Origin of the sequence: uncultured Imperialibacter sp. (assembly GCF_963974565.1) — a bacterium.
In the GTDB taxonomy this organism is placed as follows: domain Bacteria; phylum Bacteroidota; class Bacteroidia; order Cytophagales; family Cyclobacteriaceae; genus Imperialibacter; species Imperialibacter roseus.
Genome location: NZ_CAXBCJ010000008.1, coordinates 137,776 through 158,214, shown reverse-complemented (window position 1 = coordinate 158,214; position 20,439 = coordinate 137,776). Strand labels below are relative to the sequence as shown.

24 protein-coding genes are annotated in these 20,439 nt (G+C 46.7%); 13 read left to right on the top strand and 11 right to left on the bottom strand.

What is annotated here, in order from left to right:
- The first annotated feature begins 77 nt into the window (after positions 1 to 77).
- Positions 78 to 872: a DivIVA domain-containing protein gene (locus AAC052_RS13225; RefSeq protein ID WP_317487912.1), complete on the top strand. Its 795-nt coding sequence runs from the start codon at positions 78 to 80 to the stop codon at positions 870 to 872.
- Entirely contained in the window at positions 872 to 1,231 is a 360-nt protein-coding gene (gene folB, locus AAC052_RS13220) for a dihydroneopterin aldolase (protein WP_317487911.1), read from the top strand. The genes AAC052_RS13225 and folB overlap by 1 nt, the downstream gene beginning before the upstream one ends.
- Here the strand turns inward: folB and AAC052_RS13215 are convergent.
- On the bottom strand, positions 1,205 to 1,525 hold the full coding sequence (locus tag AAC052_RS13215; protein WP_317487910.1) for an iron-sulfur cluster assembly accessory protein: 321 nt from the start codon (positions 1,523 to 1,525) through the stop codon (positions 1,205 to 1,207). The genes folB and AAC052_RS13215 overlap by 27 nt on opposite strands.
- Before the next feature lie 123 nt (positions 1,526 to 1,648).
- Between AAC052_RS13215 and AAC052_RS13210 the strand changes: the two genes are divergently transcribed.
- The 5 genes from AAC052_RS13210 (at position 1,649) to AAC052_RS13190 (ending at position 4,367) form a co-directional block, all read left to right on the top strand.
- Positions 1,649 to 2,170 (top strand): hypothetical protein, encoded by a 522-nt coding sequence (locus AAC052_RS13210; RefSeq protein WP_151998023.1) that lies wholly within the window; start codon positions 1,649 to 1,651, stop codon positions 2,168 to 2,170.
- A gap of 5 nt (positions 2,171 to 2,175) precedes the next feature.
- Complete coding sequence (locus AAC052_RS13205; RefSeq protein ID WP_317487909.1) at positions 2,176 to 2,583, top strand: YkvA family protein; 408 nt, start codon at positions 2,176 to 2,178, stop codon at positions 2,581 to 2,583.
- Between the two features lie 261 nt (positions 2,584 to 2,844).
- Positions 2,845 to 3,516 (top strand): NAD-dependent epimerase/dehydratase family protein, encoded by a 672-nt coding sequence (locus AAC052_RS13200; protein WP_339813848.1) that lies wholly within the window; start codon positions 2,845 to 2,847, stop codon positions 3,514 to 3,516.
- 61 nt (positions 3,517 to 3,577) lie between these two features.
- The gene (gene dtd, locus AAC052_RS13195; protein WP_317487907.1) at positions 3,578 to 4,030 is read left to right on the top strand and encodes a D-aminoacyl-tRNA deacylase; all 453 of its coding nucleotides are present in this window, start codon (positions 3,578 to 3,580) and stop codon (positions 4,028 to 4,030) included.
- A 10-nt stretch (positions 4,031 to 4,040) separates the two neighbouring features.
- On the top strand, positions 4,041 to 4,367 hold the full coding sequence (locus AAC052_RS13190; protein ID WP_317487906.1) for a nucleotide pyrophosphohydrolase: 327 nt from the start codon (positions 4,041 to 4,043) through the stop codon (positions 4,365 to 4,367).
- Between the two features lie 8 nt (positions 4,368 to 4,375).
- Here the strand turns inward: AAC052_RS13190 and AAC052_RS13185 are convergent, their stop codons facing one another.
- The gene (locus AAC052_RS13185; RefSeq protein ID WP_317487905.1) at positions 4,376 to 5,560 is read right to left on the bottom strand and encodes a class I SAM-dependent rRNA methyltransferase; all 1,185 of its coding nucleotides are present in this window, start codon (positions 5,558 to 5,560) and stop codon (positions 4,376 to 4,378) included.
- A gap of 220 nt (positions 5,561 to 5,780) precedes the next feature.
- On the opposite strand from AAC052_RS13185, the gene AAC052_RS13180 reads away from it, so the two are divergent.
- The 3 genes from AAC052_RS13180 (at position 5,781) to AAC052_RS13170 (ending at position 9,699) form a co-directional block, all read left to right on the top strand.
- Positions 5,781 to 6,659 carry a hypothetical protein gene (locus AAC052_RS13180; RefSeq protein ID WP_317487904.1) on the top strand — a complete coding sequence of 293 codons (879 nt, stop codon included), beginning with the start codon at positions 5,781 to 5,783 and terminating at the stop codon, positions 6,657 to 6,659.
- 116 nt (positions 6,660 to 6,775) lie between these two features.
- A complete protein-coding gene (locus tag AAC052_RS13175; protein ID WP_339813846.1) occupies positions 6,776 to 7,111 on the top strand; it encodes a helix-turn-helix transcriptional regulator in 336 nt (111 codons plus the stop codon).
- Positions 7,108 to 9,699, top strand: coding sequence for an ABC transporter permease (locus AAC052_RS13170; protein ID WP_339813845.1), 2,592 nt, complete (start codon positions 7,108 to 7,110; stop codon positions 9,697 to 9,699). Before AAC052_RS13175 ends, AAC052_RS13170 begins: the two co-directional genes overlap by 4 nt.
- 42 nt (positions 9,700 to 9,741) lie before the next feature.
- Here the strand turns inward: AAC052_RS13170 and AAC052_RS13165 are convergent, their stop codons facing one another.
- A complete protein-coding gene (locus AAC052_RS13165; protein WP_317487901.1) occupies positions 9,742 to 10,449 on the bottom strand; it encodes a 2-phosphosulfolactate phosphatase in 708 nt (235 codons plus the stop codon).
- A gap of 4 nt (positions 10,450 to 10,453) precedes the next feature.
- On the bottom strand, positions 10,454 to 11,551 hold the full coding sequence (gene gcvT, locus AAC052_RS13160) for a glycine cleavage system aminomethyltransferase GcvT (RefSeq protein WP_339813843.1): 1,098 nt from the start codon (positions 11,549 to 11,551) through the stop codon (positions 10,454 to 10,456).
- A gap of 370 nt (positions 11,552 to 11,921) precedes the next feature.
- Between gcvT and AAC052_RS13155 the strand changes: the two genes are divergently transcribed.
- Positions 11,922 to 12,986, top strand: a complete 1,065-nt coding sequence (locus AAC052_RS13155) for a hypothetical protein (protein WP_339813842.1) — start codon at positions 11,922 to 11,924, stop codon at positions 12,984 to 12,986.
- Positions 12,987 to 13,077: 91 nt separating this feature from the next.
- Here AAC052_RS13155 and AAC052_RS13150 read toward each other — a convergent pair whose 3' ends face one another.
- Positions 13,078 to 14,259 (bottom strand): aminotransferase class I/II-fold pyridoxal phosphate-dependent enzyme, encoded by a 1,182-nt coding sequence (locus AAC052_RS13150; protein ID WP_317487897.1) that lies wholly within the window; start codon positions 14,257 to 14,259, stop codon positions 13,078 to 13,080.
- Positions 14,260 to 14,410: 151 nt separating this feature from the next.
- Between AAC052_RS13150 and AAC052_RS13145 the strand changes: the two genes are divergently transcribed.
- Positions 14,411 to 14,725, top strand: a complete 315-nt coding sequence (locus AAC052_RS13145; RefSeq protein ID WP_317487896.1) for a rhodanese-like domain-containing protein — start codon at positions 14,411 to 14,413, stop codon at positions 14,723 to 14,725.
- A 109-nt stretch (positions 14,726 to 14,834) separates the two neighbouring features.
- A complete protein-coding gene (locus AAC052_RS13140) occupies positions 14,835 to 15,431 on the top strand; it encodes a Uma2 family endonuclease (protein WP_339813839.1) in 597 nt (198 codons plus the stop codon).
- Here AAC052_RS13140 and AAC052_RS13135 read toward each other — a convergent pair.
- From AAC052_RS13135 to AAC052_RS13110, 6 genes are all read right to left on the bottom strand, one after another.
- Positions 15,428 to 15,895: a hypothetical protein gene (locus tag AAC052_RS13135; RefSeq protein ID WP_339813838.1), complete on the bottom strand. Its 468-nt coding sequence runs from the start codon at positions 15,893 to 15,895 to the stop codon at positions 15,428 to 15,430. The two genes, AAC052_RS13140 and AAC052_RS13135, sit on opposite strands and share 4 nt — an antisense overlap.
- The gene (locus tag AAC052_RS13130; RefSeq protein ID WP_317487893.1) at positions 15,888 to 16,088 is read right to left on the bottom strand and encodes a hypothetical protein; all 201 of its coding nucleotides are present in this window, start codon (positions 16,086 to 16,088) and stop codon (positions 15,888 to 15,890) included. The genes AAC052_RS13135 and AAC052_RS13130 overlap by 8 nt, the downstream gene beginning before the upstream one ends.
- Before the next feature lie 9 nt (positions 16,089 to 16,097).
- On the bottom strand, positions 16,098 to 16,442 hold the full coding sequence (locus AAC052_RS13125) for a TfoX/Sxy family protein (RefSeq protein ID WP_317487892.1): 345 nt from the start codon (positions 16,440 to 16,442) through the stop codon (positions 16,098 to 16,100).
- A gap of 4 nt (positions 16,443 to 16,446) precedes the next feature.
- On the bottom strand, positions 16,447 to 18,846 hold the full coding sequence (locus AAC052_RS13120) for a glycoside hydrolase family 95 protein (protein WP_339813836.1): 2,400 nt from the start codon (positions 18,844 to 18,846) through the stop codon (positions 16,447 to 16,449).
- A 70-nt stretch (positions 18,847 to 18,916) separates the two neighbouring features.
- Complete coding sequence (locus tag AAC052_RS13115; protein ID WP_339813835.1) at positions 18,917 to 19,474, bottom strand: GNAT family N-acetyltransferase; 558 nt, start codon at positions 19,472 to 19,474, stop codon at positions 18,917 to 18,919.
- Complete coding sequence (locus AAC052_RS13110) at positions 19,471 to 20,415, bottom strand: GNAT family N-acetyltransferase (RefSeq protein WP_339813833.1); 945 nt, start codon at positions 20,413 to 20,415, stop codon at positions 19,471 to 19,473. Before AAC052_RS13110 ends, AAC052_RS13115 begins: the two co-directional genes overlap by 4 nt.
- Positions 20,416 to 20,439: the final 24 nt, after the last annotated feature.

The following is a 20,439-nucleotide window of genomic DNA, read 5'->3' as shown; positions in this document are numbered from 1 at the left end:
CTCACCTGCAACTTCATTTTCGGTTTATTAGTTAACCCCTTGGCGATACCGCCGTCGAAAGGAAGATATACTATCAGATGAAAATTACTCCGTTAGAAATAAGGCAAAAGTCTTTTGAAAAGGCTTTTAGAGGCCTCGACAAAGATGAAGTGAATGCATTTTTGCTCACACTTTCACAAGAGTGGGAGAGAATGCAAGATGAGCACAAGGAGTTGCGCTATAAGCTGGAGGCCGCCGAAAAAGAAGTTGCCAAGCTCCGTGAAGTTGAAAGCTCGCTGTTCAAAACCCTCAAAACTGCTGATGATACGGCTGCTAACCTTATCGAGCAGGCCAGTAAAGCAGCCGAACTTCATATGAAGGAGACGCAAATGAAGGCGGAGGCGTTGATGAGCGAAGCGAAAAACAAGGCCCGTGCGATGATTGAGAGGGCTGAAGATCATTCGAGAGAAATCATTGAAGATTTGCACGAGGAAGTGAAAACCCTGGAGCAAACTTATAAGTCTATTGAGAACCATCGTGACAATTTGATCAATAGCCTGAGGATGTCGTCCAGCGATATCATGGAAAAGGTGGATCGCATCGAAAAGAACAGAAGCGGAAAGACCTTTGATGAACAATTGAAAAAGGTAAAGGCTCTTTCCCGTGCGAAAAAGGAGATTTTTTCGGATGAGGATGTGAGGCTTGAGTCGTCTACTGAGGTCACAAAACTTTCCGTGGAAGCTGGGGTAAAGCCAGCTCAAAAAGCTCCCGTAAAAGAAGAAGTCAAAGCGAAGACCGTCACCGAATCCAGAAAGGTGATCAAGGTAGCAGGCGAGGAGTACAGCCTGGAGGAAATCAGTTCGACGGGCTCATTTTTTGATGAGCTGAATTGATGCAGGGAAAAATTGCACTGAAAGGACTGATGTTTCACTCTTTTCATGGCGTTCATAGCTTTGAACGTGAAAGAGGCAATGATTTTCGCATTGACCTGGTTTTCCAAACAGACATTTCCAAAGCCGCATTGTCCGATAAGCTGGCCGACACCCTCGACTATGAGGAGGTATATCAGATAGTGGCTGAGATCATGGAAGTTCCGGTTAACTTACTTGAGCACCTGGCTTACAAAATATCAGAGAAGCTTTTTGCAGAATACACTGAGGTGAAGATACTTGACATAACTGTGGCTAAGATATTGCCGCCGCTGGAGGGCAGGTGTGAGGAGTCGTCAGTGAGCCTGGTCAGGCACCGGTAGGTCGGGGTTAACAAAAGAAAAACCACGGGCATCAGCGCCATCGTAAAAATCTACCTCCAGGCCGATCAGGTACATGGTGTGCTTTTTCTCAATAAACACGTTTATTCCTGCTATTGAGTACTCAATGTCTCCCTCTTTTTTCTTGTCGAAACCAAGCATGTAGGAAACACCTGCACAGCCCGCTCCTCTGATACCAATGCGCAGACCATAGCCTTCCGGGATTTTCTTTTTGGCAATGATCTCTTTGATCTCCCCCAGCGCTTTCTCGCTAATGCTTACAGGGTGTATATTCATCTGTATTCGCTAATTTTTCCAGAACTCAGGCAAAGTTGCTGCAATTCGGGGATTTAAATTTATTTATTTTGAAAACGGTAAGTCCGTTAAAATAATTCTAACTTCAAATCAAAACCCTGGTAAATGGAGCCCTTAGTTGATCTTGCAAAAATTATTATCCCGGCTGGCCTGGTACTTTATGCTATGTACCTGATGGTTAGGTCGTTTCTGAACAAGGAGTTGGAAAAAAGGATGTTGGAGTTGAAAATGAAGAATACCGAGAGCATTCTTCCGATCAGGCTCCAGGCCTATGAGAGAATGTGCCTTTTTCTGGAACGGATATCGCCAAGTAACCTGCTTGCCAGGCTCAGCACCGGAAACCTCACTTCCAAGGAACTACAGCACGTGCTTCTCAAGGAGATCCGGGATGAGTTTAACCATAATTTGTCACAGCAGCTATACATGTCAGACGACGCCTGGAGGTCGATAAAAAGTGCCATGGAAAGTGTGATTATGATTGTTAATCAGGCCATTACAGAGGTGAATCCAGAATCGAAGAGTATTGAATTGGCAAAGGCCGTCATTCAAAGGGCCATGCAGGAAGAGCGTGACCCGGTAGAGCAAGCCTTGAGTTTTATGAAAGATGAAATCAGAAAGGTGTTTTAGGTCATATGGAGGAGAATAAGGAGAAAAAAGCGCTGTCGTCGTATGAAAAGAAAGCCGAGAGGGTACTTCGGGATGGAGAGCGTGTGGATAAAATAATTGGGAGTGTGTCCACAAAGCTTGGTGAGATTACCCGAAGCAATGAAAAGCTCAGTGGTTTTGTCGGACGGATCAAGGTTATTTCCAGAATGGTGAAGAATTATATTTCTGGTAATTACCGTGTAATGCCCTGGAAAAGCATCGTCCTCCTGGTTGCTGGTCTTATTTATTTTATCACCCCTATAGACCTTATTCCTGATTTTATTCCAGCGCTGGGGCTTATCGATGACATCTCAATGATTGCATTCATTTACCGTAGCTTAAAGCAGGATATTGACGAGTACCTGTTATGGGAAAGGGATAATTTTTCGATTTGAACAGGGCAGCGTAATTGGCAAAATAAGGTGCGACTAAATTTTTCAAAGGACATTTTGTACTTAAGCAAGATGGAAATAACTTTATCTTGAACGACTTGCCGTTTGATACCAGCAGCAAATGATTCAATAAGCTGGTAAGTTTTTTCTCAACCAGCACCTGCCAGGCAAAAAGCCTGCGGAAAGAGCGGCCGCAGTGGTGGTATCCGTCAATGGTTTTAAGCAACTTTCAGATAGAGTTGCCGACAATTAAACTTCAATGATATGGGTAAGACTGCACTTATAGCTGGTGCCACTGGTTTGGTTGGTACATCGCTGCTGGATCAGCTGGTTGGCGATGATTATTATGATAACATTGTAGTCCTCACAAGAAGAGAGCTCCCATCTGCAAGCAGCAAAGTTCGGGCTGTTATAACAGATTTTGAGAATTTGGAGAGCCTTTCCGCTGATATCCAAGCCCATCATTTTTTTTGCTGCCTGGGCACCACTTTGAAAAAGGCCGGATCGAAGGAAGCTTTTTTTAAAGTGGATTATACCTACTGTTTCAATCTGGCTCAGGTGGCCGCTAAAACTGCCACATGTGAGCAGTTCCACATTGTTACCGCCTTGGGAGCCAATGCTGAGTCGGTCATTTATTACAACAAAGTGAAAGGGATGCTCGAAGAGGCGTTGAAGAAATTAAGTCTCCCTTCGCTATATATTTACCAACCCTCTCTTCTTTTGGGTGAAAGGAATGAGCGCCGCCCTTTCGAAGAAATTGCCAAGTTTTTTTCCAAACTATTCTCCTTTTTTATGATTGGATCGAGTAGAAAGCTTTTTGCTATTGACGCCAGCAGGGTGGCAAAGGGAATGGTCGTTACGGCCAAAAAGGGGCTACCAGGCCTCCATGTTTTCCCCTCCCGACAAATAGAAAAAATTACGACAACAAAGGATTAGCCTGAATTGATTATTGATTGTACTTTGAACCTGATAATGTTTCGAAGGAAAAATAAGAGCAATGATTGGAGTGGTTCAAAGAGTGTCGGAGGCATCGGTAACGATTAACGGCGCCGTCGAAGGAAAAATCGGAACTGGTATTATGCTGCTTCTGGGTATTGAGGAGGCCGATACTCAGGAGGACATAGAGTGGTTGAGCAGGAAGATTGTCAATCTGCGGATCTTTAACGACGATGACGGTGTGATGAACCGAAGCCTTGCGGAGGTTGGGGGCGACATACTGCTTATCAGTCAATTTACGCTGCATGCCAGCACAAAAAAGGGCAACCGGCCTTCCTACATCAAAGCTGCCAGGCCGGATGTGGCCATACCTCTTTATGAGAAAATGATTGCCCGGCTGCAGGCTGATTTGCAACGTGAAATTGAGACAGGTGAGTTTGGGGCCGATATGAAAGTGGCACTTGTAAACGATGGCCCTGTTACGATCATTATTGATACTAAGAACAAAGCTTAAACCCTTCCAGATGACGATAGAACAAGCACAGGAGCAGGTGGATCAGTGGATAAAAACGGTTGGCGTCCGCTATTTCAACGAGCTGACCAACATGACGATTCTGACCGAAGAAGTGGGCGAGCTGGCCCGCATTATGGCAAGGACTTACGGCGAGCAGTCGTTCAAAGACTCAGACAAAGGAAGAGACCTGGGAGATGAAATGGCCGATGTGCTGTGGGTATTGATTTGTCTGGCCAATCAGACTGGTGTCAATCTCACAGAGGCATTCCAAAAGAACCTGGAAAAAAAGACCAGCAGAGACAAGACCCGCCACAAGGACAATGAAAAGCTGAAGTAGAGCAAGGGTTAACTTATCTGCAGCACCAATCCCTTCAAATATTCCCCCTCAGGGTGGTAAATGCTTACCGGGTGGTCGGCTGGCTGATGCACTTGGTACAGGATGCGAACCTCACGTCCTGTGGCAGCGGCGGCTGAAAACACAGCCGTGCGAAAATCTTGCGGTGACACCACCTGAGAGCATGAAAACGTAAAAAGTATTCCTCCAGGCTTTATTTTTTTGATGGCCTTTTCATTAATCGTGCGATAGCCCTTGAGGCCATTTTCAAGCACCCTTACATGCTTGGCAAAGGCAGGTGGGTCAAGCACAATCACATCAAAATCGTCGGGCATTTTAGCCAGATAGTCGAAAGCGTCAGCACAAAGGGAAGTATGTTTTTCCGTTTTCCCGAAATTCAAATCAATGATTTGCTCAGTCAGGTCAATGGCTTTTTGCGAACTGTCGACGCTGACCACTTCTGAGGCACCAGCCTTTAAAGCGGACACCGAAAAGCCGCCTGTGTAGCAGAACGTGTTAAGCACTTTCCGGCCCTTGCTAAACTCCTCCAGCAGCCTCCTGCTTTCCCGCTGGTCGATAAAAAAGCCCGTCTTTTGACCCTCTACCACATTGATGGTGAACTTACTTCCGTATTCATTTACCTCGATGGTGTCGCCCTCCCCGAAAATGAACCCATCTTCGGCCTGGATAGGTGCTTTGAAAGGGATGGTGCCGGCGCTCTTGTTGTAGCAGGCGGTTATGGGGAGGTCAAGCTCTTTGAGGATAGAAGCAAAAGTGTCTTTCAGCAGGTACATACCAACAGAGTGCGCTTGAAAAACCACCGTACCATTGTAGTAGTCCATGATCAGCCCTGGCAAACCGTCGCCTTCCCCATGTATCAGGCGAAAAACATTGAGGTCGCCTTTTTTCGTCAGGCCTACTGCCCTGCGGGCTTCAACGGCCCTGTCAATTTTGCCTTTCCAGAAGGCTTGATCGACCGTGACGTCGGAGAAAGCCACCATGCGCACAGTGATCGAACCGATTTGGTAGTGGCCTATGCCCAGAAACTTCTTTCTGCTGTCCAGCACCTGCACCAGGTCACCTTCATTTAATCCTTTTGGCGTATGTTGGATAGCTCCTGAAAACACCCATGGGTGGAAACGCTGAATGGAGCGTTCTTTTCCTGCTTTGAGAACAATGGTGGGATAGGATGACATGGTTTTTTATTAAGCAGTAAACTTAGGATGAAACTGACGAAATCGCACGGAAAGATGGAGATTATAAGTAGCGCCCAAATGAAGCACACATCTCCTGCTTTGTGATTTTGTCGATATGAGGGATATTAAGCAGGGGAAAATTCTGACTTTCTCATAAATAATGCTTACATTTTAAGAGGATCACAACAGGAAGGAGAAACCAACCCAAAATATTTTAATCATGAAAAGTATATTCATTTTAGCGGTAGCCAGTATTTGCGTGCTGGCCAGTGGGTGCTCGTCCGATTCCTCAAAGGAGTCGACAGCGGCGCCGAAAAGTCTTGTGGGCACATGGGAGCTGGTGTCTTACATGAGCGACTCCAGTGGTGGAAAGACATGGATAGATCACCCCTCCAATATTCTTTACCAAAAACACCTGACGCCAACCCATTTTACCTGGATAAGCTACCAGAAAGATAACGATCAACTTGTGGGGATGGGAGGTGGAACCTACACCTACGATGGCGAGAATTATGTTGAAAATATTGAATTTTTTCTACCAGCCACCAGTAGCATCCTCGGCCAGAAAATCAATTTCACTGCTGACTTTGTCAACGGTGAATGGCACCATCGAGGTTTTGTGAAAGATTTCGAATTTGACGTAGAAAGCGCAGAGACTATTGCGGTGGATTCGTCTCGCATTGAGGAAATGTGGAGGAAGGTGCCTGCTGTTGCAAAAAACGATTCTTCTCTGGTGGGAACCTGGGAGTTGGTTTCCTATCACGAAAAGGAAGGGGGGCCTGAAATGAGCTACCCTGGCTTTGTGAAGTATATGAAGCTTGTGACCCCCTCACATTTTGTATGGATTCAATACAACGACGACGGCGATTATATTTCCGGAGCTGGCACAGGGTCAATTATCTATGACGGGAAGACGTACACCGAGAATGTGGCAATGATTCACCCGTCGGGTCACACCCTAACAGGGGCTACCATTACATTTGGTGGTGTAGTTAACGCCAACAGGTGGACGCTTTATGCGGAAAAGACAGTAAAGGGAGGGCGACAAATTGACTCCGTATACATAGATGAAACATGGGCCAGGTTTAAAAAACAATAGGCAATGGTCTCATAGAATTTTAAGCCGGGATGATCTCCCGGCTCTTTTATTTTTATTTCTTCTACAAAAAGACAACATAATACATTACTTTTATGTTTGTATAACTAATAGTGACTATGAAAGGCTCCTATTTGGGTGAATTGGAAGAACTTATACTGCTGACAGTTGGGGCGTTGTTTGACGAGGCCTATGGTGTGGCGGTGATGGATGAAATAGAAAAGCAGACAGGAAGAAGCATGAATGTAAGTGCGGCTCATGCCGTGTTGCGGAGGCTGGAAGAGAAAGGCTATGTTACGTCACGGATGGGAGGAGCGACCAACGAAAGAGGCGGGCGACGCAAGCGGTACTTCACTTTGACGGCCGTTGGTAAAAAGGCGCTGGATGAGTCTTTTGCTTTCAGGAGCGAACTGTACAAAAGAATACCAAAAATGGCCTTCAACTTTTCATTATGAAGCAGCTATCGCCGCCTAAATGGGCTGATAAATTCCTGAGGTGGTATTGCAGCCCCGATCTTCTGGAGGAGATCGAAGGGGATATCTATGAGATTTTTGAGAGGGAGGCTGCTGCAGACGCCCAAAAAGCCCGGCGGCGGTTTATTTGGAATGTACTTCGATTTTTTAGGTGGGCAAACATTAAAAGGACAAACTCAAATTATAAGACTAATCAAATGGGACTCATTAAAAATTACTTTACGGTAGGTTTCAGAAACCTATCCAAAAACTGGGGCATCTCGCTCATCAACATCCTTGGCTTGTCTGTAGCAATAGGCATGGGCATCGCCATTTTCATATTTGTTGATATGCAGACACATATGGACGACTTCCATTCCAACAGGAGGAATATTTACCAATTGATCAATCATGTGAAAACCGAGAACAGCACTGCGATGTGGGCAGATGCTCCCCTGCTCATAGGGCCGGATTTGGTAGACAAGCACGCTGGAGTTGACAATGTGGTGCGGATCGAATTCCAGTATGGCAATATGCGGTTTGGTGACAATGTTTTTAGTGAGTTGGTATCGTTTGTTGACCCGGCTCTGCTGAAAGTGTTTGATTTTCCTATCAAGTATGGAGATATAAATGCGCTTGAGAACAAAAGTTATGTAGTGATTGATAAAAATACCGCAGAGAAATACTTTGGACGGGAGGACGCTATGGGCAAGGATGTGTCCATCAAGTATTCCAACGGTATGATTCAGAACTATACGGTGGGAGCGGTAATGGACAAGACGCCGGATAAAGCGAGCTTTTCATTTGAAATCATGGTGCCGATGGACAACTTCTTTGATCTGCAGCTCGAAGATCATTATGACTGGGCCTATTCCACAGATGCTATTTTTATTGAAATGAAGGAAGGTCGCCAGCCACAGGAACTGGAGGAGACCTTTAGAGGATTTGTGGCGCTGCAGAATCAAACAAGCAGCAAATGGCCTATAGAGAAATTTGAGATGGTGCCATTGGAGCAACTGGCACTCAGGTCATTTGAAATAGATGGTTCGATAAGCGGGAGCGGGCATCCAGCCGGGCGTATTGGGCTTTCTGTGGTAGCAGCTATGCTGGTGTTGCTGGCTTGTTTTAATTATATGAATATCTCTGTAACGGCTGCTACTCGCCGCCTGAAAGAAATTGCCATGAGGAAGGTGATTGGGGGAAATCGGCGACAGATCATTTACCAGTTCATTTTGGAGAACATGATCTTATGCACTTTTGCACTGGGTTTGGGCACTGTAATGAGCTACTATTTCTTTTTGCCCGGGCTCAACACCATGATACCAATTACCATTCCCTTTGAATTTTCTAGTCTTCCCATGCTGATTGCTTTCTTCGGTGGGCTGTTACTATTTATTGGCATGGTGTCAGGTGCCTATCCGGCCTTCTATGTGTCGAAGTTTCAGCCAACCAGTATTTTCAGAGGAAATGAGAAGCTGGGTTCAAAGAACGTCTTCAGCAAAATATTGTTGGGCTTTCAGTTTTTCTTCGCCATAAGCACCATCATCGCTTGCTTTGTTTTTACTGACAATGCCATTTATCAGTCAGAAAAGGACTGGGGATACAATCCCAAAGGAATCATTTCAATGCCACTGGTGGAGGCGTCGGACTTTCAGGCCCTGAGGGATGCGGCCAACAGGAATACCGCTGTTTTGAGCTATGCCGGGAGCAATTACCACGTGGCCAGGGCCAATAAGCTCACCAAAGCCGACGTGCTTGATAAGGAAGTCAAAACCTATGCCTTTCATGTGGGCGAAAACTATATGGAAACGATGGGCTTCCGCCTTAAGGAAGGAAGGTTCTTTGGAGACAGCAAAGCAGCTGACCAGTCAGGAAGTATCATCGTAACAGAAATGTTTGTGGAAAAGGCTGGTTGGGATGATGCCATAGGCCAACCGGTGACTTATGATAGCACACGGTACACGGTAGTGGGGGTAGTGGAAAACTTCATGTGCAACGCTTTTTACGATGAAATGCTACCAACTGTTTTCACTGCGGCGCCCGAGGAGGATTTTAATTATTTCGTAGTGAAAACCGCTGCGGGTAATGAAAAAGAACTGGACGAATATTTTGCATCAGCATGGACAGGGATAGCTCCAAACGACCCTTACAACAGTAAGTATCAGGTAGATGTTTTTGACTACTTCTTTAAGGAAAATCAGGGAAATATTGTGGTTATAAGCTTCATATCGGGCTTAGCTATTGTCCTTGCTTGCCTGGGCTTGTTTGGTTTGCTCGGCTTTAGTATTCAAAGTCGGAAAAAGGAATTCGGGATAAGGAAGGTGCTGGGGGCTGATGCAACGCAAATTATCAGAATTGCCAGTAAACAATACTTTTGGACGATTCTTATTGCCTTTCTTTTGGGGGCACCGGCAGGTGCTTTTCTTATCACTCAAATGATCAACGCTATTTATCCAGACCCTAAGCAAACCACAGCACTACCATTCATTCTGGCGATGGGCATTGTGCTGGTGACAACAGCCGTGACGGTGGCAAGCCAGGTGGCTAAAGCTACCAGCGTCAATCCTGTGGATACGTTGCGGAGTGAGTAGTATGTAGCGGCCGTGCCGGTGGGGTTGCCTGCCGGCACGACTTTAGCCCGCTAAAACGAGATGTCCGTCTCTCAGCACGGGAACGATATCAAACGTATCTTCCTGCACGCAAAATTCGATGTCCTTGAATACGTCCAGCTTGTTGAGACGGCGGGCATGCGACGACTCCTTCACAAATGTGAAGAGGTCATTTTTTTCGATCTGGTATAGCTTTACCATCATTCGGGGGACATCACACTCAGGTTGGTGCGAAGCGGCCAGTCGTTCAACCAGTGCGCCGGCAAACAAGCTGTCCTCAAGATTCACTTTCCCTTTCCAGGCCGCACAAACCACAACCACGTCTTTGTCTTGCTGCTGGATGTATTTGGCAACGGCAGTCAGGTTGAGAAAGGCACCGATAACGATTTGATCTGCCGTCTTTGATTTTTCGATGGCAAGGGTACCATTGGTGGTGGTAACGGCCACTTTCTGCCCCTTCAGATGAGGCTCCATGTATTCGAAAGGGGAATTGCCCATGTCGAAGCCTTCCACCTTGCTGCCGTTGCGTTCACCCGCCGTGAAATAACCTTCTTGCTTAAGCCCTTTGCAGATGTCCACATCCGCCAATGGTTTGATGGCAGCTACTCCGGTGGCCAAGCCTGAAACCATGCAGGAGGTGGCCCTGAGTATGTCCACCACCACCACAATTTTGCCTTTTAACTCGTATTGATGGATTAATTCCGGAGAAAGGCAGACATCAATATTCCTCATCAGTTTACTTTTTTAGAAAAGGCACTTTTACCACCTTGGCCTTCAGGAATTTGCCTCTGATCCCTACAAATATTTCCGTGTCGGGCTGGCTGTATGCCTTGTTCACGTAGCCCATGCCTATGCCTATGCCGAGTGTCGGCGATTGTGAGCCGGATGTTACTTCGCCAATTTTTTCTTCAGAGGAATTGAACAATTCATAATGCGCTCGTGGAATGCCTCTGTCAACCAATTCGAAGCCCACCAGCTTTTTGCTGATACCAGCTTCTTTCTGTGCGTTGATCGCAGCTGAGTTAGTAAACTCCTTGGTGAATTTGGTGATCCAGCCCAGCCCGGCTTCAATTGGAGAGGTGGTATCGTCGATATCATTGCCATACAAGCAGAAGCCCATTTCCAGGCGCAGGGTGTCTCTGGCACCAAGACCTATAGGTTTAATGCCCGCCGAGGCTCCAGCTTCAAATACCTTGTCCCACAGTTTTTTAGCGTCCTCATTTTTCACATATAGCTCAAAACCTCCAGCGCCCGTATAACCCGTAGCGGAAATGATAATGTCTTTGATACCGCCCATTTCGCCTAACGTGAAGTGGTAGTATCCGATAGCTGAAAGGTCGACGCTGGTGATCTTTTGAAGGACTTCTACTGCCTTGGGGCCTTGCACCGCAAAAAGGGATGTGGCGTCTGAGATATTGGTCATTTTCGCTCCGAAGGAGTTGTGGCTGCTGATCCAGTTCCAGTCTTTGTCGATGTTAGAGGCGTTGACCACCAGCAGGTATTTCTCATCAGCCATTTTATATACAAGCAGGTCGTCCACAATGCCGCCCTTGTCGTTGGGCAGGCAGGAGTACTGCGCCTGTCCATTCACCAGTTTCGACGCATCGTTGGATGTCACGCTTTGGATGAGAGGCAGGGCACCCGGGCCTTCTACCATAAACTCACCCATGTGCGACACATCGAACACACCTACGGCATTTCTAACGGTATGGTGTTCGTCCAGGTCGGAGGAGTAGCGAACAGGCATATTGTAGCCTGCGAAAGGTACCATTTTACCACCCAGGGAAACGTGAACATCGTTGAGGGCCACTTTTTTCAATTCTGCAGAATCCATTGTTTTTGCTGTTTATTCGGAAGCTGCAAAAGTAGTAATATTTGACAAGGGACAGCATATGATCCGCAGCAGAATATGATTTAAGGGCGACAGAATATGCAAGTGAGTGTTATTGTCTTGATCTGGGCATAGTGCGTTTTGATCGGTTTAAGGTTTCAATAATTAATAATTGGCCGACTTTTTGCATAACCTACAATAGCGGATAGCATGCTATCACTACTTTTTGATCTCGTGTTATTGCTCAGCATCCTTATGCGAGTATTTTTTTAAAGGCGGAGGCTATAGCTGATAGTGCCTGGCCTACCTGGAATTCAGGTTTCGAACTTAAGATTTTTATAAGACCAATATCATTTTTTAAACGATTCGTACCATGAAAGCAAAACTGATTTTTTCATTTGTGGCTGCTCTTGTTATTTCATTTGCAGCTTATGCACAGGAACCAGCTGCCGACAGCGTGGCAGAAAAAGTGATTGTCACTACTCACGACGGTGTTGTAAGAGTAGGTGTGATTGTGAGCGATGATGGGAGAGAAATACTTCTTGAAACGGAAAACCTTGGAAAGATTTATATAGCCAAGAGCGATGTCAAAACGATCAGACCCTTTGCCGAGTCGGATCGTATTGACGTAACCGGAGAGTACCAGGGCAATGACCCGTTCAGTACAAGGTACTATTTCACTACCAACGCACTACCAATCAGGAAGGGGGAGGACTATGGCATGCTGAACCTGTATGGGCCGGAGGTTCATTTTTCTCTGGCCGACAACTTTTCAGCGGGCATCATGTCTACCTGGATAGCCAGTCCGTTCGTTGGAGTGTTCAAAGTGTCAATCCCAACTCGAAATGAGAAAGTTAGCTTTGGCATAGGAACACTACTGGGATCCTCCGGATATCTCAATAACTTCAAAGGTGCGGGAGCACTTCACTGGGGGATGGTAACACTAGGGGACCGACGGAGCAATATTACTTTCTCCGCTGGCTATTTGTACGTTGGGACGGGAACAGAAAGCTACTACGCAAAGCCGGGCGTTTATCCCGTTACCCCTGACGAGTTTGGAGGATACTACCCAAATATTCCTTACCAATCTGAGAAAAATGGAATGGCAAAAGCACCATCGTTTTCGATTGCTGGTGTAACACCGGTAGGTAGTAAGTCAAGTTTTATTTTTGATTCCATGTTTTTTGTGGCCAGCCAATACCGCAGGAGCAGTATGTGGCATGATAACTTCGATAGCAATGGAATGCTTACTTCGGTAAGGATTTCGGATGAGTCCGGTTATGAAAAATTCTCTGCACTGGTTTTGATGCCTGGAGTTAGGTTTCAGCATCGGGAAGGGCGTGCCTTCCAGATAGCTCTCGCTGGTGTTACGGTGTTTCAGGACGGGGAGGTCAACTCCTTTCCACTGCCTAATTGCTCGTGGTTCTTTAAGATTTAATAGTGGTGGACATGCCTTGCCACCTACGTCAACTCAGCCGTTCTTATTTAGGGGCGGCTGGGTTGGCTATTTTTGCAGCAAAGTGATGTGTTTACTTTGAAGCTTTGATAGCCTGCTCCAGGTCTTCTTTAATGTCATCCAGGTGTTCCAGTCCCACAGAGACCCTGATTAGCCCATCGGTGATGCCCACTACTTTTTTCTCTTCTGCGTTGAGCTTCGAGTGTGTAGTAGAGGCAGGGTGAGTCGCTATTGTGCGTGTGTCTCCCAAATTGGCGGAGAACGAGATCATTTTCAGGGAATTGAGGAATCTCTTTCCTCTTTCCACTCCACCACCCAGCTCAAAGGTAACGAGACCGCCGCCCAGGGTCATTTGTTTTTTGGCCAACGCCTGTTGGGGGTGAGAAGGAAGGAAAGGATATTTCACCCAAACCACCTCGGGGTGGCTTTCCAGGTGAGTGGCTAGCTTGAGCGCATTGTCGCAATGTTTTTCCATTCGCACTGCCAGCGTTTCGAGGCTCTTGGAGAGAATCCAGCCATTAAATGGTGACATGGCCGGGCCTGTGTGGCGGGCGAAGAACCTCACTTTTTCAATATGTTCCTTACTGCCGAGCACAGCACCACCAATCGCTCTTCCCTGGCCATCGATAAATTTGGTGGCGGAGTGAGTAACGATATGCACGCCGTATTTGGCCGGGTTTTGTAGATAAGGTGTAGCAAAGCAGTTGTCAATATTGACGATCAGGTTGTGCTTTTTACCAAATTGTCCCAACCACTCCAGGTCTATCAAGTCGAGCGCTGGGTTAGAGGGAGTTTCCGCAAAAACCATTTTTGTATTGGGTGTTACAGCTTTTTCCCACACTTCTGCCGGGTCGCTAAGGTCCACATAAGTATGTGTGATACCCCAGCGGGGGAATAGCTGCGTCAGAATCTGGTGCGTGGAGCCGAAAACAGAACGGGAGGCGATAATGTGGTCGCCGCTGTTCAGAAAAGCCGCCATGCTGGTGAACATGGCTGCCATGCCCGAGGCCATGGCCATACCGTCTTCAGTGCCCTCCAATAGGCAAAGCTTTTGAATGAACTCGTCGTTGTTAGGGTTGGAGAAGCGGGTGTAAATGTTCCCTTCTTCCTCATTGGCAAACAACGCACGGGCTTGCTCAGCATTATCGAATACGAAACTAGACGTGGCGTAGATAGGCACGCTGTGTTCTCGTTGTGACGAACGTTCTGCCTGTGTACGGATGGCGTTGGTTTCGAAATGTTTTTTGCTGCTCATATGCTGTAACTACAAAATTGAAGGCGACAAAGTGAAGGCTTATTTGGAACTTTTCAAAAAAATTAGTGGCTTTAAATACTGATTAAGCATTTAATTGTTGTTTTTTGAAGGACTTAATTTGATCTTCGAAGATTAAAGAACGGGAATAGCCATGAAGGAAATAAGTGTAAACGAACTGAAAAAACTGATGGATTCAGGGGCTGACTTTCAGCTGATTGACGTAAGAGAGCCGAATGAAGTGGCTCAGGCCAATATTGGCGGGCTGCACATACCTATGGGTAACATGGCCGACAATATCGATAAAGTGGAGAAAGGCAAGCAGGTGGTGGTGTACTGCAGAAGCGGAAGAAGAAGCGGTACGGTCGTAGAATTTCTGGAAAGGAAAGGGTTTGACAATGCCTACAATATGGCAGGCGGAATTCTTGCCTGGAAGGCGGAATTTGACCCAACGATGGATGTAAACTGATTTAAACCGGGTAGATATATGCGGGCCCTGATCATGCAAAATGGTCAGGGTTTCTTTTTACAAAAAGGCAGTAAGTTTTTATATTTATAGGATGCCGGTAAAATATAATATGCCAGAGGAAAATATCGACGATATTACCCTCCTTGATTCGGGAGCAGCCTATTCCTATGCCGACTATTTGCGGTGGACTTTTGAGGATAGGGTGGAGCTGATCAAAGGAAAAATTTTTCATATGTCGCCTGGCCCTAGCCGCAGCCATCAAAAGGTAAGTGCGTCACTTGGAAATAAGATGTACAATTTTTTAGAGGGGCATCCGTGTGAAGTATACTTTGCTCCGTTTGATGTCAGACTTCCATCGAAGAAAGGCAGCAAAGACAAAGAGATTTTCAACGTAGTTCAACCTGACATAATGGTCGTTTGTGACCAGAGCAAGCTGGACGACATGGGATGCATAGGTGCTCCCGATTTGGTGGTTGAAATACTTTCTCCTTTTACAGCTGCCAAAGACCTCAAAAACAAGTACAGCTTATATGAAGAAAGTGGCGTACGAGAATATTGGGTCGTCTATCCAGGGGAAGAGATCATAGAAATTTTTGCCCTTGCCGACAGTGGAAAATTCGAACTACGAAACCGGTTCGTTGGGGAGGATAAAATTCAGTCTGTAGTGCTTGTTGGCTTTAGTTTGAAAGTGAAAGACATATTCTAATCCTTTCTTATTTTCCGTAACTCTTCTAGGTCAAGCAAATCTTTATTTCTTCCAGTGCTTTCCTTGTTCTTCAGTAGCTGTCGAAATCCGATATAAAATACCGACACTCCCTGAATAACTGCCGTTTCGCATTGCGCCAGGTCTGCGTCGAAAGCCAGCGGATCAATTCCTGGAATTTGTGCCATCAGGTCGACATACATCCCGTCATCCATCATGATCTCACAGTAGCCAGCTATCATCGGAACGTTGAGTAGTGATTCAAATCGTCCATAGCCGAGTGACTCAATAGCGTTGATAAGGTTCTGGCGATTTTCCAACCAATCTTTGAGATACAAGTTGATGTCTCCGGTGACCCTGCTGTGACCGTAATAGTTAACAGCAAACCCACCAATCACCATATAAAGCACCTGATGTTTGTTGAGCGAATCAATTACCTTAAGGAATTCCGGAAGCTCGTTAGTCATTTTTGACCTGCTTTGTAATCAAAAGCCCTTTTCCCTGCGGCCTTTTTAGGGGCTCTCTTTTCATCATTGCAGCATAGCTGTTGAGCTTTAGTAAAAATGCAAGTTTCTCCTCGGCTGACAGGCTGAGGAACCTGTTCATCCTTTCTGCCTGCTGCTCTTTGATGCTTTTTTTACTCAGGATAACTTTTGACATAGCCACAATTTACGATTTCTTTTTGCTCGCTTTGGCCCTGGGGTTAAATTCTACTGCCAGCCCGACCCAGTAGTCCAGGTCTTCATCCAAATCCATACCTTCTGGCGAGACAAATACATAGCCTTTCATTGGCCGACCAGTGAAGTCCATTTCTTTCGCTCCTTTTCGCTGTAGTGCTTCCTGGTAGGTATCAGGGTCGATGCGGGCCATCAATTGATTTTTCACAATACCCACAGTCATTTTTCCATCGACGAGGTAGCAAAGCCCTCCCATCATCTTCTTGGCCTCAAACGATACTTTGTGTGACTTCAGACTTTGGCCAATTCGCTCTGCAAGGTGTTCATCGTACGCCATATTGTTAGAATTTTATTGATTGCCTGCTTCCTTTCTTCGCCGCTATTGTCTGCATTTTGTCTCCGAGTCTGATGGTGTATTCTCCCTCAAAGTCGGGCGTGACGACTGCCGACACCAGGCTTCCATCCTTCCATTCTATGTCAACTGTTACAGCGCCACGGGCACGCAGCCCGGTGACTTTCCCTGTTTTCCATTCAGAGGGTAATGCTGGAAGTAGATGAATCACGCCTTCATGGCTTTGCAGCAGCATTTCGGCAATGCCGGCTGCGCCTCCGAAGTTTCCGTCAATCTGAAACGGTGGGTGGGCGTCCATCAGGTTAGGGTAAGTGCCGCCGCCCTGGTATTGAACGCCTTCCTCTGTGCCGATATAGTTGAAAAGCTTTTTGATGGCATCCAGCGCCATATCGCCATCCAACAACCTGGCCCACAAAGAGATTTTCCAGGAAATTGACCAGCCCGTGCCATTGTTGGTGCGAAGCTCCAAAGAGCGTCGGGCTGCTTCCATTAAATCTGGTGTACTCGAGGGTGTGATGGAGCGCCCGGGGTAAATGCTGAATAAATGAGAGATATGCCTGTGGTGAGGATCTTTATCTTCCCAGTCGTGGTACCACTCTTGCAAGTTTCCTTTCTGGCCAACCTGATAAGGGTAAAGCTTGTCCAGTGTGGTTTCCAACTCCTTCCTCAAATCTTCATCCTTGTTAAGTACTTTGGTAGCTTCTATCAGGTCAATGAACAACTCCCGGATCATGGCGTGGTCGGCCGTGCCACCATAAAAAGTGGCACCCACGTAGCCCTTGTCTGTGATATAGTCGTTTTCGGGGGAGGTGGAAGGAGCAGTTACCAGATAACCGTCAGGGCCTTCTACAAGATAGTCGAGACAAAACTGAGCGGCACCTTTCATCAAGCTATAAGCGTGGTTTTCAAGAAAGACGGTGTCTCTGGTGAAGGCAAAATGCTCCCAAAGGTGGGTGCTGATCCATGGGCCGCCCATGCCCCAGTTGGCCCAGCCTGGATAGCCATTCCCAAAATCACCCACAGGGTTGGTCATTGCCCAAATATCAGAGTTGTGATGAAGCGCCCATCCGTCTGCATCGTAGAAGTTTTTGGCAGTGACTTTACCGGTTTGAGCCAGCTTTCCGACGAATTGCAGAAGCGGCTCATGCAGTTCCGACAGGTTAGCCACTTCTACCGGCCAGTAGTTCATTTCCACATTGATGTTGGTGGTGTAGTTGCTGCTCCAGGGTGGGCGCACATGCTCATTCCAAATGCCCTGCAGGTTGGCGGGTGTGCCTCCGGGTCTTGAGCTGCTGATGAGCAGGTAACGGCCGTATTGGAAGTAAAGGGCGGCAAGGTCCGGATCTGCTTCACCTGCTGCAAAGCGCTTGAGGCGTTCAGGAGTAGGCAGCGTGTCGGCCGCTGAGTGCCCAAGATCGATCGACACCCGATCGAATAGCTTACCAAAGTCTTCTTTGTGTCTTGCCAGCAGGATGTCGTAATCGGATCCTTCAGCTTTGGTGAGATATTGTGTAGCGGTAGCCATCTCGTCTTTCCCCGCTGTGCCGGGTTGCTTATCGAAGCCGTTGAAGCTGGTACCGGCAGAAAGTGCTATGATGGCATACGAGGCCCCGGACACTTTTACTCTATCGTCGGTGGCGGCAGAGGTTCCGTCGGTCGACAGCACTTTGGCGATGGTGCAGAAGCGCATGCTCTTCAAGCTATCATACTTCACCGCATCGGGCATATCGCCCCGATAGCTTGGCTCCGACTTGATAGGAGAGAAGCCTTTCATGGCCACCTGTGCTCCCTCGGCCACAATGGAAAACGGAAGTTTACTATTCAAGCCCAGTTCAAAATTTAACTTGTCATTTCCTTTAGCAGAAAGCCTCACCAGCATTACCTGATCAGGGAATGACACAAAGCTTTCTCTATGAAAAGCTGTGCCATTTATTTCATAGTCAACAGTTGCAATGCCCCGGCTTAAGTCAAGCGACCTGTTATACTTAATTGGGTCGCCAGCATGATCGAAATCAATGGTAAGAAAGCCCATAGGCTCATAAGCCTGTGAGAAGGAACCCTGCATATTGCGGACGAGGCTGTCAGCCAGCTGGTAGTTTTCGTTGAAAAGGGCTGCTCTTACAGCGGGGAGATGTTTGTATGCCTCCGGATTCATGTTGGCATCGACAGGCCCGCCCGACCAAAGCGTTTCTTCATTCAACGAGAACTTTTCTTTGGCAACATCGCCGTACATCATAGCACCAAGGCGACCGTTGCCAATGGGCATAGCCTCTTCGAACACTTTGGCAGGAGTGTTGAAAAGAATTTTTTTGGATGGTTTCCTTTCCTTTTTTTCGCAGGAAGTAATCAAGAGCAGCGTTAGAAAGAACACAGGTATGTAAAGTCTCATAACTATTTGAATATATCCGACAGCCAATATAAGATATTCAAAATAGATTACTTTATGTCATCAAGAGGAGTTAGCTCCAGTCCCAGGCCACGATGTCCCAGGTGTCAGTAGCATCGGTAAAGGTGTGTATGGTTTGGAACCCAACCCGCTGGTGAGCTCTGAGAGAGCGGGGGTTTCTTGAGGCAATTTCAGTGATGCACATGTCGAATTGATTGGCATACAACGTTTTGTGCTGCTGGTACATGCCATCGAAAACCCCCATGCCACGATATCCTTCAGCTACGCACACCTGGCCCATCACGTAATAGTTGTAAGACTGCATAGGCTTGTTCCGGTAGTTGAGCGATTCAAGCGTTACAAACATCGGCTTTAATACGGGTATCAAATCCTGAAATGACTGAAGCATGACAAGCGCATAGCCCACCACTTTGTCGCCGTCTTTTGCGATGATTTGTGGCGCAGATTCATTCATTGAACGAAGCAAATCCAGGTTGTGCCGCACTGTTACAAAGCCTTCTTTGGCTAGCTGCTCCGGTGTTATATTATGGGGTTGATTTCTCTCCTGAACATCGAGAATTTGCTGAAGATCGTCATCGGAGGCGGGTGTGGTAAAGACAATGTTGCTCATAAAATCAATTCCATTTGTATGTTGGCTCTCTCATAAGGCGACGGAGGTCCGGTCACCTTTTGGAAACCCAATTTATGATAAAGATTGATAGCTGGTACCAGTCGGGTATTGCTCTCGAGAAATATACGCTTCGTACCTAAGGCTTTGGCTTTATCGATACAGGCCTGGCCGAGCAACCAGCCTATCTTTTTACCCTGGGCTTTGGGGCTTACTCCCATCTTTGCCAGTTCAAAAGTTTCATCGTCCATCTTTGCCAGGGCACACGTCCCAACGATTTCTCCGTCGTATTCAGCGAAAAAAATATGCCCACCCTTGTCGATGATGTATGATTTGGGGTTGTCCAGATAAAGGAGATCCGTTTTCTCCACCTTGAAGAAGGCTTCGATCCATTCGATATTCAATCGCTTGAAGTCGTTTTGATATTTAGCATGGTAGTCGACGATTTTCACTTTTTGCACCTCTCTTTCTTTCCTTTTAGCCATTACTCTATCGAAAAGACTCCTTTGCTCAAGCAGAAACTCCATTTCTTCGATGGACTTCCACATGTCGTATTGCATTTCGGAAAGTAGCTCTTCGGAGGCGCTCTTGACGTCTATCATTTGCTGTTCCAGCTTTTCACTCACTTCTTTGCCTTTTGCTGAAAGCTCTACCACACTTCTCCGGCCATCGGCTTCGTCTTTCACCTCGGCAATCAGGCCTTTCTTTTTCATTTTCTTAATTATCTGGCTCACAGAGGCATGACTTTGTCCTATACTCTGTGCAATTTCCATTACGCCAAGGCCTTCGGTTTTCGCCAGGGTGTAGAATACCGGGAACCACCTTGGCTCCAGGTCAACCTGATAAACATCATATACCTTGGCGGCGTTTTCAGTAAGTATGTCACTGAGTTTTCGCAGTCTGCTGCCCACGGCCATTTTGCCAGCCATTTGATAAAAATCCATAAGTGATTTAAATTACGTAAGTGC

Excerpts from the sequence above, each read along its gene's own strand:
- gcvT (WP_339813843.1), bottom strand. The coding sequence starts at position 11,551 with ATGGATTCTGCAGAATTGAAAAAAGTGGCCCTCAACGATGTTCACGTT.
- AAC052_RS13125 (WP_317487892.1), bottom strand. The coding sequence starts at position 16,442 with ATGGCGTACGATGAACACCTTGCAGAGCGAATTGGCCAAAGTCTGAAG.
- folB (WP_317487911.1), top strand. The coding sequence starts at position 872 with ATGCAGGGAAAAATTGCACTGAAAGGACTGATGTTTCACTCTTTTCAT.
- AAC052_RS13165 (WP_317487901.1), bottom strand. The coding sequence starts at position 10,449 with ATGAGGAATATTGATGTCTGCCTTTCTCCGGAATTAATCCATCAATAC.
- AAC052_RS13150 (WP_317487897.1), bottom strand. The coding sequence starts at position 14,259 with ATGAGCAGCAAAAAACATTTCGAAACCAACGCCATCCGTACACAGGCA.
- AAC052_RS13210 (WP_151998023.1), top strand. The coding sequence starts at position 1,649 with ATGGAGCCCTTAGTTGATCTTGCAAAAATTATTATCCCGGCTGGCCTG.
- AAC052_RS13175 (WP_339813846.1), top strand. The coding sequence starts at position 6,776 with ATGAAAGGCTCCTATTTGGGTGAATTGGAAGAACTTATACTGCTGACA.
- AAC052_RS13205 (WP_317487909.1), top strand. The coding sequence starts at position 2,176 with ATGGAGGAGAATAAGGAGAAAAAAGCGCTGTCGTCGTATGAAAAGAAA.
- AAC052_RS13190 (WP_317487906.1), top strand. The coding sequence starts at position 4,041 with ATGACGATAGAACAAGCACAGGAGCAGGTGGATCAGTGGATAAAAACG.
- AAC052_RS13180 (WP_317487904.1), top strand. The coding sequence starts at position 5,781 with ATGAAAAGTATATTCATTTTAGCGGTAGCCAGTATTTGCGTGCTGGCC.
- AAC052_RS13135 (WP_339813838.1), bottom strand. The coding sequence starts at position 15,895 with ATGACTAACGAGCTTCCGGAATTCCTTAAGGTAATTGATTCGCTCAAC.
- AAC052_RS13225 (WP_317487912.1), top strand. The coding sequence starts at position 78 with ATGAAAATTACTCCGTTAGAAATAAGGCAAAAGTCTTTTGAAAAGGCT.
- dtd (WP_317487907.1), top strand. The coding sequence starts at position 3,578 with ATGATTGGAGTGGTTCAAAGAGTGTCGGAGGCATCGGTAACGATTAAC.
- AAC052_RS13185 (WP_317487905.1), bottom strand. The coding sequence starts at position 5,560 with ATGTCATCCTATCCCACCATTGTTCTCAAAGCAGGAAAAGAACGCTCC.
- AAC052_RS13140 (WP_339813839.1), top strand. The coding sequence starts at position 14,835 with ATGCCAGAGGAAAATATCGACGATATTACCCTCCTTGATTCGGGAGCA.
- AAC052_RS13110 (WP_339813833.1), bottom strand. The coding sequence starts at position 20,415 with ATGGATTTTTATCAAATGGCTGGCAAAATGGCCGTGGGCAGCAGACTG.
- AAC052_RS13115 (WP_339813835.1), bottom strand. The coding sequence starts at position 19,474 with ATGAGCAACATTGTCTTTACCACACCCGCCTCCGATGACGATCTTCAG.
- AAC052_RS13130 (WP_317487893.1), bottom strand. The coding sequence starts at position 16,088 with ATGTCAAAAGTTATCCTGAGTAAAAAAAGCATCAAAGAGCAGCAGGCA.
- AAC052_RS13215 (WP_317487910.1), bottom strand. The coding sequence starts at position 1,525 with ATGAATATACACCCTGTAAGCATTAGCGAGAAAGCGCTGGGGGAGATC.
- AAC052_RS13155 (WP_339813842.1), top strand. The coding sequence starts at position 11,922 with ATGAAAGCAAAACTGATTTTTTCATTTGTGGCTGCTCTTGTTATTTCA.
- AAC052_RS13120 (WP_339813836.1), bottom strand. The coding sequence starts at position 18,846 with ATGAGACTTTACATACCTGTGTTCTTTCTAACGCTGCTCTTGATTACT.
- AAC052_RS13170 (WP_339813845.1), top strand. The coding sequence starts at position 7,108 with ATGAAGCAGCTATCGCCGCCTAAATGGGCTGATAAATTCCTGAGGTGG.
- AAC052_RS13200 (WP_339813848.1), top strand. The coding sequence starts at position 2,845 with ATGGGTAAGACTGCACTTATAGCTGGTGCCACTGGTTTGGTTGGTACA.
- AAC052_RS13145 (WP_317487896.1), top strand. The coding sequence starts at position 14,411 with ATGAAGGAAATAAGTGTAAACGAACTGAAAAAACTGATGGATTCAGGG.